Raw genomic sequence first — 15,786 nt, forward strand, 5'->3', positions numbered from 1 at the left:
CATTATGAACCAGTATAGTCCGCAGGCAGATACAGATCGAACGCAACCGTTAAGCATTCGATTACTTGAAAAGCTACTATTCCCAAGTCGTATATTATCCAGTAAAGAAAAGCAGCGATTGGCTCATGATATAGCTGGTAAAACCATACTCATTACAGGTGCAAGTTATGGCATCGGTGAGCAGCTTGCTTATCTATTGGCAAGTCTAACCACTTCGGATAACAGACAGAATGAACAGCTGCAGCCCTTTAAATTAGTATTAGTCGGTAGAACCACGGAAAAATTAGAGCAGGTACAAGCTCACATCCATCAAACCAATGCATCAGCCAGTATCTATCCCATAGATTTAAGAGATGATGAATCACTCGAACGCTTCATCCAGTTTTTACAAACACTCAGCGTAGACATCTTTATTAATAATGCGGGCCAATCTATCATGCGCTCTGTCATGGATTCACTTGAGCGTGGTCATGATTATGAACGCACTATCAGTCTAAATTATCTAGCGCCTGTTAAATTATGCTTAGGTTTGATACCTCAGCTTGGTATCAATCAAGGGCATATCATCAATGTATCCGCACTCAATGTATTGCTACCACCAATGCCTAAATGGTCTGCTTATCAAGCCTCTAAGTCTGCTTTTGATCAGTGGTTTCGGTCAGTATCACCAGAATTATATGCGCAAAAAATAACGACCAGTACATTGTATCTGCCTTTGGTTCGCACTCGTATGATTGCGCCAACGGCTATCTATCAATCTGCGCCTACTATGACTACTGAGCAAGTAGCCGCACTCATTAGTAGGCTTATTATTCATAAAAAAACCAGTTTTAAGCCTTGGTGGTTATATCCTGTCGAGATTCTAGCATTGCTATTCAAAAGACCATTAGAGTTTTGTGTTCGCAGTTATTATCGGCACCAGTCACGCTAGGGCGTGTCCTCAATCCAATCGATAGTCATCTAAATGGGTTAAAAATGGCTAAATCTTGCTAAACGGCGTTAACTAGCTGACTAATATCTCAATATTATCTGCGCTATTTTCCTTGTTTGATTGCAATTTATCTCATTTTTATCACCATTTTTGAAATGAGGGCACGCACTAATAAAACGGCATTACCCTTCAAGGTCTAACACAACGAATAGAGACTTATCAATGTCTAATAGCCACCAACATAGCCATCAGAATCAGAGTAATAAGCAGCAGATTCAAGATGAAAGTAGCCAGTTAACATCATCATGGCTGGGGTGGATGTTTATCAGTATTCGCAACTTGTACCGTATTGGTTTATTGACACCAAAAGGTATTTTTTGTGTCATTAAATCTATTTATAAGCATGGCGCAAACCTGATGGTCTTGCTCGAATTTGCTAGCCATATTGCACCTAATAGAAGTACGCTAAACCAACAGTACAGCTATCAACAGAGTTATGAATTAGCCCTGTCATTAGCGGCTTATCTCAATGAAAAATTACAGATGAGCAATGATGCTAAGACTAGCAACCACTCACGCTATAAAGCAAAAGTGGCGCTACTCTGCGCCAATCATAGCAGTAGCGTCTTGGCTTTATTTGCAGCTGCACGTACTGGCGCTGATATCACGCTGCTCAATACCGATATGAGTTATAGTCAAATCGAGAAAATTATTGAGCAACAAGCATACGATATGCTTATTTGTGATGATGAATTTGTCAGCATTGTGTCAAAGGTATCAGTGCTTAAATCAGAGACAGCGCCAATAGTAATTCGTACCGAAGTATTGAACCAGTTTCTTGCTGCAAGATTTGAACATATAAAGGTAGCGACTCATCAGGGCTCAGCTAAGTATAGAAAAAATGGCCATAAAATCGCACGCCAGTCATCAGGTAAAATAAATGTGCTGACAGGCGGTACCAGTGGCCGTATTAAATTTGCTAAGCGTGAGCCGTCACCGCTTGCGATGCTTATACCTTTTTTGGCATTATTGAATAAAGTAGAGCTGGCTAAATATCACTCTGTCTATATTGCCGTGCCTTTTTATCATGGTTATGGATTGTCAGCGCTCATTATCTCCATACTGCTCTCTGCTCGTATCTTTATCAGTGATAAATTTAATAGCGCTGAAGCCAGTCACTTGATTTATCATAATCAGATTGAAACGCTTATTTTAGTGCCAACGATGCTCAAGCGCCTGCTTGATTACGACAAACTTAAGCAGCACGAATATGATCAGCTCAAAAGTAGAGAAGCCAAAGAAGCTATTTATAATCCAACTTTCCTTTCTGTTCAGCGGATAATCTCAGGTGGTGCCAAACTCGACGCCAATCTTGCTAAGCAGACGTTGGCTCATACTGGTGATACTTTGTTCAATCTCTATGGCACCTCCGAATCAGGTTTTGGGGTCATGGCGACTCCAGCTGATTTACACCGCTATCCTGATAGTATTGGTAAAGCGATTAAAGGCGTGCGCTTACAAATATTACCGATTGAGAAAACTTCAAATACTGCTAGTCAAATACCGTCACCAGATGACGCTATTGGGGTTTTAAACCTTAGCACAGCGTGGTCAATGGACAATAAAGCTGTGACCAATACTGCTAAAAATCTCAGTGAGACTAGCTACATCAGTACAGGTGATTTGGTCTATCGTAATGTAGAAGGGTATCTGTTCCTAAAAGGTCGTGCGGACGACATGATCGTATCTGGTGGTGAAAACGTGTATCCGCTAGATATTGAAAGTGCACTCAAACAACATCCGCAGATTGAACAAGTTGCCGTCATTGCGATAGACAGTGATGAATTTGGTAAACGGCTCGTCGCTTTTGTCAGTTTGATTGATGCTATTGGTACTAGCAAACTTGAGCTTTCAAATATGATAGGTAGGTCAAGTCTGCTAGATTCAAGTATGTCCTTAAATAATAGCGAGTCAATCACCGCCTTGCAGCTGATGCAGTGGTTGAAGCCTAAGCTGGCACGTTATCAGATGCCTCAGCAGATTAGGTTGATAGAGAGTTTGCCTATGACTAAGACGGGGAAGGTGAGTCATGCGAAACTTAAAGAATGGTTTTATAGTGAGTCAATAATATCAGTACACTAAGGCACTTCATTATTTAGGTTATGACACCCAAACTAAAAAGGCTACTCCGTTGAGAGTAGCCTTTTACTTTTAGCTAAGATAATAAGTTTAACGCATCGTCAACTACCGCATCGTCACAAACTCTTCTGAGCCAGTTGGGTGAATGGCAACCGTATTATCAAAGTCAGCTTTAGTCGCGCCCATTTTGATAGCGACGGCAAAGCCTTGAATCATCTCATCGACACCAAAACCAATACCATGCAGACCGATGACTTTTTCGTCATCGCCCAAGCATACCAATTTCATGGTGCATTTTTGGCGATGCTGAGTCACTGCACTATACATAGAGGTAAAGCTCGATTTATAGCATTTGATATTGTCTTTGCCATAGCGTTCAATCGCGTCAATTTCAGACAAACCGATTGTACCGATGGCAGGATGAGTAAAGATAACTGTCGGTATCAACGTATAGTCTAAATGCTCATTAGGCTTATTGTTAAACAGACGCTCTGACAAGCGGCGACCTGCGGCAATCGCCACTGGGGTCAAATCAACACTGTTTTCGATAATATCGCCGACTGCATAAATATTGTCGACATTGGTATTTTGGAACTCATCGACTTTGATTTTGCCAGTCTCAGTTGTCGCGACCCCTGTCACTTGCAGGTTGATATTGTCCGTAGAAGGCGCACGACCAATGGCCCAAATCAAGCAATCAACTGTGTCAACACAGTCTTCGCCACCACTATTGGTAGATAGGTTCAGGCTATCATCGTCATTTTTATTGACTTCATTGATGGCAGTGTTGGTGTGTAGATGAATGCCATCTTGCTCCATCTCTATCAGCAAGGTTTCTACAATAGTATGGTCAAATGCGCGTAGTGGCGAGTGTTTACGCACATACAAATGCACCTCTGCGCCCAGACTGTTTAGTACGCCTGCGATTTCGACAGCGATATAGCCTGCGCCTACAATCGCCACGCGTTTTGGCAAGTGATTCAAAGCAAAGAAGCCATCAGAATCGATGCCGTATTCTGCACCTTTGATGTTTGGTTGAATCGGGTGACCGCCCGTAGCAATCAAAATATGGTCAGCGGTAATGAGTTCGCCATTCACTTCTACGGTATTGGTATCGACAAATTTGGCAAAACCTTTGATGACTTCTACGCCATTTTTGGCCAAGTTATTATCATACGAGCGGTGAATATTTTCGATGTATTGTTGACGGCTCTGCACCAGTTTTTGGAAATCAAAACCTTTAAACTCAACATCAAAACCATAGTCTGGCGCATATTTATGAATGGCTTCGGCAACTTGCGCGCCATACCACATCACTTTTTTGGGTACACAACCCAAATTCACACAAGTGCCGCCCAGTTGATTGGCTTCGATGATGGCGCATTTTTTGCCATAGCTTGCTGCACGGTTGATTGAGGCAATACCGCCGCTGCCGCCGCCAATGGCGATATAGTCATAATGTTTGGTCATAATCAGGTCTCTTTATTAAATTGTTATTGGTACAGTTTTAAGGTTTATTGTTTTGAATGCTCTTGTTTTGGACTCTACTGTAATGGGTCTTATAATTCATCTTACAAGTTTTTTATGGTTAAGGTGGGCTGAGTCGCTTAAATATAATCAATGTTTAGCCAGAAATAACCTAGTATTTAGACATCTAAACCCACTTAAACAATAGCACGACGTCTATAAAATAACAGCCCAGGAATCGACAAACCCAGTACCAATCCTGAGGTCACAAACAAAGCCTCAAACAAGTACACCATCATTTGACTAAATAACTCGTCTGAAAAACCAAAATAGCCAATCTGCACCATACTGACCATCGCCTTATACGCGGCGATACCGGGCATCATACAGATGACACTTGGCGAAATGAGCGCTTTAGGCGGTAGGGTATATTTCTTAGAAAAATACACACCCAAAAAGCTGGCGAGCATCGCTCCAAAAAAGCTGGCTACTACAAGATGTACTTGCTGATGGACAAGCGCAGTCTTTAGTCCGAACCCAAAAGCAGTCATGAGCAAACACGGCAGAATATAGCGTTTGGGAACGGTGAACATCAGCGTCCAGCCAAGGGTGATGATGCAAGACAGTACAACGGTTTCTATAAACCACATGTCAAAACCCCCAGTGCTGTATTTGAAGTAAAACAAGGGCCATCACGATGCCAACGCATGCGGATAAGGTCAACATATAGGTAAACACGGCACGTCCAACGCCGATATTGACATAGCCTTTTAGGATATCTGAAAAAGAATTGATGAGCGGGAAGCTGGGCACCAGTAGCAGCACGCTAGATGCGACGGCGATATCGGCATTGTTCCCAATATCAAAATAATATGTCGTTGCCCCGATGAGAGAGGCGATAAATGCTGTCACGATAACCGTGATAAACGGATTGAAGTGGTGTTTGGACAGATAAATACGAGTGAGCATCGCCACCATACCAGCGACAAATGTCACCGCCGTCATCAACCAGCTAGCACTGTTAAGGTAAGCGAACGCGGCACAAGAGATGCCCACGAATATGCCGACTAGCCATGTTGGATAAACGGTCTTGTCTAACTCATCAAAGGCAAGTGTAGTCAGGTCTATCAAATCATCATTATCTATGGTGTCTTCGGTCTTATTAACGATTTGCTGAATTTGTACCAATAAATTGACGTTGATGCTCTGATTGATTGTGTCTCTGGTAGTGGTGATACAGCGCTCATCACAGATAGTGGTCAAGGTAAGGGCATTAAAATTCAGCGAGCATTCTACGCTGTTCATACCCAAAGCAATGCCCAAGCGCTTGGACAAGTCCACCACGATGGCAGACTCAGCACCATACTGCATAAGAAGTAGGCCGCAGCGCACGCATAGTCGGGTAATGCGCTGCTGCTTTACGTAACTGATAGAGGTCATTATGGAAGTACGCATATTGGTTATTGATACGCTATTATAAAGGGTCTGGGTGCTGACGCGCAGGCATTATTGGACATTATATTTAATGCGACTACAAAGGATGAGTTTTTTTAGACAATAGAAGATAGAGACTAGCGCAGATGCATGGGTAATGACTGTAGACAGGGTATTTTTTTAGGTAGGTTTGGGTTATAGGATGCGCTCTAAGCAGTGACTCAAATTAAAATAATGACGTTATATAATTCAGATGCACGTTGGGCGGTGCTTGCGACAGAAAATAGACAATAGATTGTAAAATTAATAGACTTTTGTTTTCTATGGTGATAATCTCTCCCTCGATAATTCAGACACATTACTTACACTTTGGTTACACTCTTAATTCATTACCTTTATCTAGCTATCTACTTCAACTGTATCTTTCAACTTGGACGTCTAATGACAACTTTTAATAAAATGAAAAATGTTCTATTACTAACCACTATTACTAGTTTGGCGGGCTGTACTACTGTCGCTGATATGGCAGGGTATGATACTGCTACCCTAAATAGCGATGCGGCAAAAAGCTACTCTCAAGTGGTTTCTAGTGCCAAGAGTCAAGGCGCAGTAGATAGTACATCTGCCACCGCTATTCGAGTTAAAAAAGTCTTTAATCGTATAAAGCCTTACGCCGTTCAAGCCAATACAACAGGCGTTCCTTTTGATTGGCAAATTACTGTTATAAAGTCACCTGAATTAAATGCTTGGGCAATGCCTGGTGGCAAAATGGCCTTTTACACAGGTATTGTAGAGACGTTAAAGTTAACCGATGCAGAAATCGCTGCAATTATGGGACACGAAATGACCCATGCATTGTCTGAACACAGTAAAAAGGACGCAGGGCAAAAGGTTCTGACTGGTTTAGCGATGCAGTTAGGTGGTGCGCAACTACAGTCAAAAACGGGGTTAAGTGATAATGCGTTGGGCTTAATTAATGACCTAGGTATTGATAAGCCGTTTTCTCGTAGTCAAGAATCACAAGCCGATGCGGGTGGTTTACGTTTGATGGCGCAGGCAGGATATAACCCAGCATCTGCAGTGTCAGTATGGGAAAAAATGGAGGCCGAAAATGGTCGTAGTAGCGCCTTAGTTACTTTGACGTCTACGCATCCAAATTCCGGGCAGCGTATCGCTAAAATCAAGGCACTTTTACCTGAAGTGACGCCAATTTATCAAGCGGCTGCTAAAGCACCTCAATAGATCTGTAGAGTACTATTAAAAGAGCATAGAAAATAAAAAAAGCAAGTCGAGAGGCTTGCTTTTTTGCAAAGAAATATCGAAAAATGACTGGTTTAATTTTGAAATTACGTCGCATGCTATACCCAACTTAGGGGCTTTGGTAATATGCCCAACGTCGCGGTTTGTGAGAGCGGCGAGCGTACGGTAGATGTACGGCTGATAAATGTTGAGAGTGAGTTTGTTGAGTTTAGGGCGGCTTAATGCCTAGCCAATAAATTCTGATTTTGTAAACTAATACTTGCTTGATATTGAAGCTGTAGGTTGGTGTCGAAGGATGAGACCCAACGGATAATTTGGCGTGATATAACTTGTTAAGTTTCCTTCGTCAATCCAACCTATGTGCGAAAACAGAGGAGTTAATAAAGTCTTTCAGTTAAGTCTTTAGTATGAGTAAGCCAACCTTCAATAGGAGCCTTACTCATTTTATTATTAATAGCTTTATCCCTCAACAGCTCTAGAATCCATATTCTTATATTGTCTCTATCTATATCATCAAGTTGAGGGTATGTAATTATAGAAATAATGAATTTTTTACGATAGTCTTGCTCGCCTTCGATTTCCATCCAAATAATTTTTTCCAGTATATTTTTATCTAGCTCTTTAAATGCGTTTTCAATATTATCGACTATTCCACCAAATTTATAACGGTCAAAAAATATGTCACTATAAGACTTCAACTTATCAGGCTGAGAGTTATTGTTTGCAATTGTTTTACTCAAAAAGTCATGAAATCTGTAGTTAGGGTCTGCTGTAGAGAATCTCCAGTCATTTAACGTTTTCTTCCCATTCTCTTTAGTCACCTCGAATAAAATATATTTTTCAATTTCATCAATGATTTTAGCTTCAAGGTCTTTTGCTCCATAATCCCTCAAAATGTCGCAGTAAAAACTTAAAACATTAAGGTTATCTTTGTTGACCCTTTCACTAGCCATTTTATAAAAACGTTCTGGAAAACGAGACATAGGCTCTAGGCTATGATATTCATCAAGTAATTGATGCATTAATCTATTACTCTTCAAATTTTTTTCATTAATAAGGTCTTTGATACTAAGTTCGTCTGCTAGATCTTTGTTAAAATCTAAATCTCTAATTAGTGTAACAATCACTTTACCCCAGTTTGAAATAGAAAAATGCTCATAAAAAGGTCTAAGACGAGCTCTTATGTTTTCTATATTTTCAGATTCTTGAATATTTTGTAGCTGTTCATCTGTTAATTTCTTATTTGAATTCTTATTAGGAAGACTCAATTTATAATACTTACTCATATTATCTTTATCAAAAATTTCAACAAATTTTTCGAAACTAATAGAAGTTTTTTCGTCTAAATACGAAGGTATATCATGTGCAAGCATAATGACTAACAATGATTTTAGTATTTGACTCTTGCTATCAAAGGACAAGTCAGAATTAGATTTTTCGAAAATCATACATAAAAACTTCTGAACACGTTGATAGAAACGTAAATTCTTAACACTTAGTGTTTGATAAAATTTTTCATATATAGGAAAGAGCTTCTCATCTTCAATAATATCTTTAATTATAGAGAGTGATTCATCTAATACTAAGAATTCATCAAAAACTTTTTCCTTTTGCTTTTCAAAATCAACTTTATCTTCAGACTCTGCATCATGCAAAATCATAATAACTTGGCAGTTTCGTTCGTTCTTAAGGTAGTTAACTAATCCCATTACCTCTGACATTGGTAAGTTTTTTGATTTTCTTTCAATATCATCTAAACATACCAAAGTGTTTTTGAGATGGGACATAATGATATTGGTAATCAGTTTATTGCCAATGTTTATACCAAAACGTATATCACCAGCAGTACCACCTGTGCTTCCTCCACCTACGAAGTTGAACAATTTTTTAAAATGTGTAGAGACGTCAGTATTTAAGATTGATTCTTCAGTCGAAGTGGTCTGTACTTCAGTGGCAATTGCAAGCTTAAGGCTATCTAAGGAATCCAAACCGAATAAAGAGATATAGGCATATTTCTTGGCAATAAAGCTTTCCTTTTTGCTAGTTTCAAGATCTATTTTTTTGTTGGTAACAAAATTCTCTTTATTAGCTTTATAGAACTCTTTCCAAAGATATGTTTTGCCAATGCCCCATTCACCAGTCAAAGCGATAGCTAGTGGATTATTATGTTGAATAAGCTCCAAAAGCTTATCTTCGAGTTTTTCTACATTTGCCATCGCTGGTTACCTTACATATATTCTTAAATTGATAATGATATTAACACCAAAACAAAAACTCGACCTAACAAAAAAGGCCACCCTATAAAGAGTAGCCTTCTATCACTGATTATTTGAAGTACTAATTATTTCGTACGGCCTTAACCTTCAGGTTTTTTATACCCTTTTGCAGTCATATATGCCTCCAATTTCCAGCATCAGCCTATCTATTGAAATCAAAACAAGTTCAGTAAGCCTATAACGATACCTAATAAAAAACATATACCGAGAAGTAAAGTCTTATACGTGGACATTTCAAACCCCTGTCCAGAACAGCTTGAATAATATCTTCTTTTATCATAACTCTTGAACAGTTCAGTATGACATATTTCTTTTTTAGTAAGTAAGCCAACAGCAACTGGGGTTTTATAATACAGTTTATAATATGTGACTTGAGTACCTACTAGCAATACGTCCTTGCCTGTATATTTACATAAATCGTAGTAAAAAACGGTATCTTCATAGGCATCCCGAATATAGGCTTTATATAAGATACTATCTATATTAGTAATGATGCCATCACTTATATCAGGACCCATTTCTTCCTCTGAAATTTATATGTTGGGCGAAGATTGTAATACCCAATGATCGTGTAGTTGATTCAGTTTAAAAGAGATGCAAGGCAACCGAGTACAGATGTAGACGCGATACTTTGAGCGAGGTTAACTTGTCCGAGTTGTGGCTGTCATCAAGAAACATTAGCTGAACGGAGAGTATTTTATTATTCTCAACAAAAAAAGCCACTCACTAGAGAGTGGCTTTTCATCATCGTCTATCTAAAGATACTAATTAATGTGCAGATGGACGGCCTTCAGGTTTTTTATACCCTTTTGCAGTCATACATGATTCTAGTTTTTTCATATCGCTTTTACTTGGGCGACCGTCCTTATCCATTTTTACGCCCGCTTTTTTAGCACAGTCATCCATAGCTTGCTTCATTTTAGCAGACATCGCAGGTCTTTTATCATTATGATCACTTGTGCCGCTTGAAGCGCAGGCCGCAACACCAACAGTAGATGCTAACAAAATAAATAGTAATTTTTTCATGGAAAGTCCTTAAAAATTTTAGTGGTCATGCAAGAGTGAGTAACGTCAATTCGTGCGTGTTATATCGTTTTTAATCAGTTATTTCTATCATCGTATGCATTTACGCATGATGTTGAGCTATTTGAATATTAATACATTTGAATTTTAAGTATCTTTAATAAACATTAAGAAAGGTAACGTAGGGCAGTAGAGGTAGCTGAAACGGCATATAGGTATATTGACTAGGGTTTATGGCTTGTAAATTATATGACTTTGCCATGCTCAGTAAAAAAGGCCACCCTATTTAGTAGAGTGGCCTTTTATCAATAGTTCATTAACTGATATCAGCTTACTTCTTTCATGCCTTGTTCAAGCATCGGCTTTAAGAATATACCCGTGTAAGACTCTTTGACTTCCGCTACTTCTTCAGGCGTACCTTCAGCGATGATCATGCCGCCACCTTTACCGCCTTCAGGGCCAAGATCAATCACCCAATCCGCCGTTTTGATGACATCCAAGTTATGCTCGATGACCACGATGGTATTACCTTTATCACGTAGGGCATGCAAGATGTTGAGCAGCTTATCGATATCATGGAAATGCAAACCAGTGGTTGGCTCATCCAAGATATAGAGCGTCTGTCCTGTATCACGTTTAGCAAGCTCACGTGCTAGCTTGACTCGCTGTGCTTCACCACCTGATAACGTGGGCGCAGACTGTCCAAGACGGATATAGCTTAGACCAACATCCATCAAGGCTTGCAGGCGACGATAGATCGCAGGAATGGCTGAGAAGAATTCAGTCGCATCTTCAACCGTCATATCGAGCACGTCAGCGATGGTTTTACCTTTATAGTGAATCTCTAGTGTCTCGCGGTTATAGCGCTTGCCTTCACAAGTATCACAGGGCACATACATATCCGGTAAGAAATGCATCTCAACTTTGATGAGACCATCACCTTGACACATCTCACAGCGTCCGCCTTTTACGTTGAAGCTAAAGCGACCGGCTTTATAACCACGGGCACGCGCTTCTTGCGTTTGTGCAAACATCTCACGTACTGGGGTAAACACGCCTGTATAAGTCGCTGGGTTTGAGCGCGGTGTACGACCAATTGGGCTTTGATCGATATCGACCATTTTGTCCAAATGCTCAAGACCGCTAATGCTTTCAAACTTATCGGCAATCAGCGTTGAGGCATTGTTTAACTGCGTTGCGGCTAATGGCATTAGGGTACGGTTGATCAAGGTTGATTTGCCCGAACCCGATACGCCAGTCACGCAAGTCATAATACCAATGGGAATGGTCAAATCTACATCATGTAGGTTGTTGCCTGACGCGCCTTTTAGCTCAATCGTCATCGGTACTTTTTTGGGTTTGGCTTTACCTTTGACTTCCACATCTATCATTTTTGGCTGATGACGAATGGCTGGAATCTCGATTCTCTTTTTACCAGACATGTATTGTCCAGTCAGCGAGTCCTTATTTGCCATGATGTCATCGACCGTACCTTGAGCAATGACATGACCGCCATGTACACCTGCGCCGATACCGATATCGATGACGTGATCCGCTTGGCGAATCGCATCTTCATCATGCTCAACGACCAGTACCGTATTACCCAAATCACGTAAGCGTGTGAGGGTTTTTAGCAGACGATCATTGTCACGTTGATGCAGACCGATGGATGGCTCATCGAGTACATACATCACGCCCATCAGACCGGCACCAATTTGGCTAGCAAGACGAATACGTTGTGCTTCACCGCCCGATAGCGTTTCAGCAGAGCGAGCCAAGGATAAGTAATCCAGTCCAACACTCACTAGAAAGTTCAGACGCTCATTGATCTCTTTAAAGATTTTTTCTGCGACTTCGCCTTTATGACCACCAATTTTTAGCGTTTTATAATATTCTGCTGCATCACCGATAGACAGTTTGACGATTTGAGCGATGGTCTGATCATCAACACGGACATTGCGTGAGATTTCATTCAGACGCGCACCATCACAGACGTTACAAGTCGTATCAGCTAAGTATTTGGCCAGCTCGTCACGGACGAGATTGCTTTGCGTCTTAGCATAACGACGCTCTAGATAAGGAAGCACGCCTTCAAATGGTACAGTTTTATTGGTTTTACGACCGCGCTCATCGGTAAAGTTAAAGGTTAGCTTCTCTTTACCAGAGCCATTCATAATGAGGTCTTGTTGCTCTTTTGGCAGGTCTTGCCACGGCGCATCCATGTCAATTTTAAAATGATTGCACACAGTTGACAGCAGACCGAAATAATAAGCATGACGCTTATCCCAGCCATTGATGGCACCTTGATTGAGCGATTTTTCGTGATGGGTAATCAGTTTCTCAGCAGAGAAGTACTGACGTTTACCGAGACCATCACAGCTTGGGCAAGCGCCGTATGGGTTGTTAAAACTAAACATACGCGGCTCAAGCTCAGAGACGGCACGATCACAGACAGGGCAAGAATGCTTGGCTGACATGACTTGGTTGTCATCGCCGCCTTCTTTTGGATTACCATCCATAAAATGCAGCGTGACCAGACCTTGACCTAAGCGTAGAGCAGTCTCTAAGCTTTCTGCGACGCGGTTGCCCAAGTCATCACGGACTTTAAAACGATCCACCACGACTTCGATGGTGTGTTTTTTCTTTTTATCGAGGGTCGGTAGCTCATCAGTATCGTAGACATCACCGTCGACGCGCACACGCACAAAGCCTTGGCCAATGAGCTGCTCTAGTAAGACGGTATGCTCACCTTTACGCTCACGAATGACGGGTGCCAAAATCATAATCTTGGTGTCATCGGGTAGCGCCATGACTTGGTCGACCATTTCAGTGACCGATTGTGCAACCATTGGCTCGCCATGCTCAGGGCAAAACGGCGTACCAATACGCGCATACAGCAGACGCAAATAATCATAAATTTCAGTAATCGTACCGACCGTAGAGCGCGGGTTATGGTTGGTCGATTTTTGCTCGATGGCAATCGCAGGGGATAGACCTTCGATACTATCAACGTCAGGCTTTTCCATCTGTGATAGGAACTGACGTGCGTAGGCCGATAAGCTCTCGACATAACGGCGTTGCCCTTCGGCATATAACGTATCGAATGCCAATGATGATTTACCAGAACCTGATAAACCAGTGATGACCACGAATTTATCTCGTGGTATGTCTAAATCAATGTTTTTTAAATTGTGCGTACGTGCGCCGCGTATTGCGATATGGTCATGTGCCATCGGTGATAGGTTTCCTATTTGCTAAAATGGTATTTAAAAAAATGTCTAAACGTTAAAAGCGTCAATGAAGTCGAAGTGGTTTATTAAAATTGTGGATAGTGCTGTCATTCATATCGCTCTATAAAGGCGTGGATAGCTTCATAGAGCGATATAAATAATTGCCAATGTGCTCTGGTTTTAGTTTCTTATTTTAAGTTTTCATTTTGATAAGTAAATCTAAATCAAATCAGCAGTGAGTAACAGGTAAGGTTTGTTATAGATTTTGCCAAACAATGTCATTTTATGAGAGGTATTCGTTATATGGTCAATTCTGCACAAACGATATAGTGCTGCTCTGGTAATGTTTGCACCGTCTTACTTTATTGTCATGATGACCGCATTATTCAAGGTACGGTTGCTATCAGATGCACTTGGTAACAAAAATATGGCATCACATTTACCGTTAAGTCTGGGCGCAAAAAGTAAAAGTTTCGGCAACCAAATGACGAATGTCTTATACTAGTGGGCTTGATTTATAGGCTGATGACTCGATAAAAGCAGCAGTGATAAACTAGCTAATGATCAACCAGTGAGGCGAGTATGAATAGCGTAGAAAAACGGGCAATCCTCGGGGTCGGTGGTATCTTTGCCTTACGGATGGTTGGTTTGTTTATGATTGTCCCGGTATTTTCTGTATACGGTAACAATTATGCGCATGCGACGCCATTTTTGATTGGTTTGGCAGTTGGTATTTATGGGCTTGGGCAGGCTATTTTTCAGATACCGATGAGCCTTGCTGCTGACAAATTTCCGCGTAAACCTATTATATTTTTAGGGTTAATCTTATTTGCTATCGGCGGTATCATCGCGGCCAATGCGACAGATATTTATGAGGTCATTATCGGTCGGGCGCTGGCAGGTAGTGGTGCGGTCTCTGCTGTATTGATGGCATTACTAGCGGATGTGACTCGTGAGGAGATGCGTACCAAAGCCATGGCTACGATGGGTTTGACCATTGCGACCTCCATTATGCTTGCCTTTGCCTTTGGCCCGCTGTTGGTTGGTTCGCTTGGCATCTCTGGGCTGTTCTGGCTCACCGCAGGCTTTGCTATTTTGGCAATGTTGCTATTAATGATAGTGCCGACGCCACTAAGGGTACTCAAGCATAATCTAGACAATAAATCGATCGGTCAGCAATTAGCGACAGTACTCAAAATTGGTGATTTAAACCGCTTGCATATCGGTATCTTTGCGCTACATCTGACCATGACTGCGATATTTGTCATTTTGCCGCATCAGCTCAATGAAGTGATGGGATTGTCGGTACGCCAGCAGGGTTTGGTTTATCTACCATTATTGTTTATTGGTTTTGCGGTAGCGATACCTTTTATTATCATCGCTGAAAAGAAACGCAAAATGCGTCAGGTATTTTTGGGTGCATTGGCATTAATAACTGCAGCTTTAGCCATACTCGCACTTGGCAGTCAGGCTGGTATTGGTATTATTTTAGGCTTATTACTGTACTTTATGGGCTTTAATCTCATTGAGGCGACTATTCCTTCGTGGATTTCTAAGCGCGCACCAGTGGCCAATAAAGCGACGGCAATGGGAATAAGTTCATCTAGCCAGTTTTTTGGGGCATTTGTGGGTGGTGCAATGGGCGGGCTATTATTGAGTCAGCCTAGTCTGTTGGCATGGGGTATATTGGCGGTCATTATGGGTGTCGCTTTGCTGCTTATTATACCGATTGCGCAGCCACCATACCTATCAAGCACGACCGTTAGTATTCCTAAAAATGTCAATATGCAAGACTGGTCACGCCAAATGCTAGCAGTAGATGGTGTCGATGAGCTAGTCGTGATGGCAAAAGAGAAAGTGGCCTATCTTAAATTGGATAAAACCCAGCTGACGGACGATTCAAGACAGCAGCTATCAAGCTTGGCACAGAGTCCGCTAGATATATAATAGGCCATACATAATGGTATTAGGTTGGTCGAAAAGGTCTGGATAGTCAAAAACAGAGTAGACAACAACTGTATAGACC

The 15,786-nt window shown here is 41.2% G+C and carries 11 protein-coding genes; 4 read left to right on the forward strand and 7 right to left on the reverse strand.

Going from position 1 to position 15,786, the window contains the following annotated elements; all coding sequences use genetic code 11:
• The first annotated feature begins 4 nt into the window (after window positions 1–4).
• Window positions 5–931: an SDR family NAD(P)-dependent oxidoreductase gene (locus tag I6E84_RS05225; protein ID WP_197216610.1), complete on the forward strand. Its 927-nt coding sequence runs from the start codon at window positions 5–7 to the stop codon at window positions 929–931.
• A gap of 222 nt (window positions 932–1,153) precedes the next feature.
• Window positions 1,154–3,073, forward strand: coding sequence for an AMP-binding protein (locus I6E84_RS05230; protein ID WP_197216612.1), 1,920 nt, complete (start codon window positions 1,154–1,156; stop codon window positions 3,071–3,073).
• Between the two features lie 102 nt (window positions 3,074–3,175).
• Here the strand turns inward: I6E84_RS05230 and gorA are convergent, their stop codons facing one another.
• From gorA to I6E84_RS05245, 3 genes are all read right to left on the reverse strand, one after another.
• Window positions 3,176–4,540 (reverse strand): glutathione-disulfide reductase, encoded by a 1,365-nt coding sequence (gene gorA, locus I6E84_RS05235; protein ID WP_197216613.1) that lies wholly within the window; start codon window positions 4,538–4,540, stop codon window positions 3,176–3,178.
• A gap of 194 nt (window positions 4,541–4,734) precedes the next feature.
• Window positions 4,735–5,187 carry a threonine/serine exporter family protein gene (locus I6E84_RS05240; protein WP_110923241.1) on the reverse strand — a complete coding sequence of 151 codons (453 nt, stop codon included), beginning with the start codon at window positions 5,185–5,187 and terminating at the stop codon, window positions 4,735–4,737.
• A gap of 1 nt (window position 5,188) precedes the next feature.
• Complete coding sequence (locus tag I6E84_RS05245; protein ID WP_197101838.1) at window positions 5,189–5,977, reverse strand: threonine/serine ThrE exporter family protein; 789 nt, start codon at window positions 5,975–5,977, stop codon at window positions 5,189–5,191.
• Between the two features lie 453 nt (window positions 5,978–6,430).
• On the opposite strand from I6E84_RS05245, the gene I6E84_RS05250 reads away from it, so the two are divergent.
• Window positions 6,431–7,213: a M48 family metallopeptidase gene (locus I6E84_RS05250; RefSeq protein WP_197216928.1), complete on the forward strand. Its 783-nt coding sequence runs from the start codon at window positions 6,431–6,433 to the stop codon at window positions 7,211–7,213.
• 395 nt (window positions 7,214–7,608) lie between these two features.
• Here I6E84_RS05250 and I6E84_RS05255 read toward each other — a convergent pair whose 3' ends face one another.
• The 4 genes from I6E84_RS05255 to uvrA form a co-directional block, all read right to left on the reverse strand.
• On the reverse strand, window positions 7,609–9,447 hold the full coding sequence (locus tag I6E84_RS05255; RefSeq protein WP_197216614.1) for a P-loop NTPase fold protein: 1,839 nt from the start codon (window positions 9,445–9,447) through the stop codon (window positions 7,609–7,611).
• A gap of 215 nt (window positions 9,448–9,662) precedes the next feature.
• Window positions 9,663–10,025 (reverse strand): hypothetical protein, encoded by a 363-nt coding sequence (locus I6E84_RS05260; protein ID WP_197216615.1) that lies wholly within the window; start codon window positions 10,023–10,025, stop codon window positions 9,663–9,665.
• Window positions 10,026–10,275: 250 nt separating this feature from the next.
• Window positions 10,276–10,533: a hypothetical protein gene (locus I6E84_RS05265; RefSeq protein ID WP_197216616.1), complete on the reverse strand. Its 258-nt coding sequence runs from the start codon at window positions 10,531–10,533 to the stop codon at window positions 10,276–10,278.
• A 323-nt stretch (window positions 10,534–10,856) separates the two neighbouring features.
• Complete coding sequence (gene uvrA / locus I6E84_RS05270; RefSeq protein WP_110923232.1) at window positions 10,857–13,763, reverse strand: excinuclease ABC subunit UvrA; 2,907 nt, start codon at window positions 13,761–13,763, stop codon at window positions 10,857–10,859.
• A 579-nt stretch (window positions 13,764–14,342) separates the two neighbouring features.
• Between uvrA and I6E84_RS05275 the strand changes: the two genes are divergently transcribed.
• On the forward strand, window positions 14,343–15,707 hold the full coding sequence (locus I6E84_RS05275; RefSeq protein WP_197216617.1) for an MFS transporter: 1,365 nt from the start codon (window positions 14,343–14,345) through the stop codon (window positions 15,705–15,707).
• Window positions 15,708–15,786 lie beyond the last annotated feature (79 nt).

It is taken from the genome of Psychrobacter sp. SCQQ22, from assembly GCF_015864605.1.
Taxonomy (GTDB): Bacteria; Pseudomonadota; Gammaproteobacteria; order Pseudomonadales; family Moraxellaceae; genus Psychrobacter; species Psychrobacter fozii.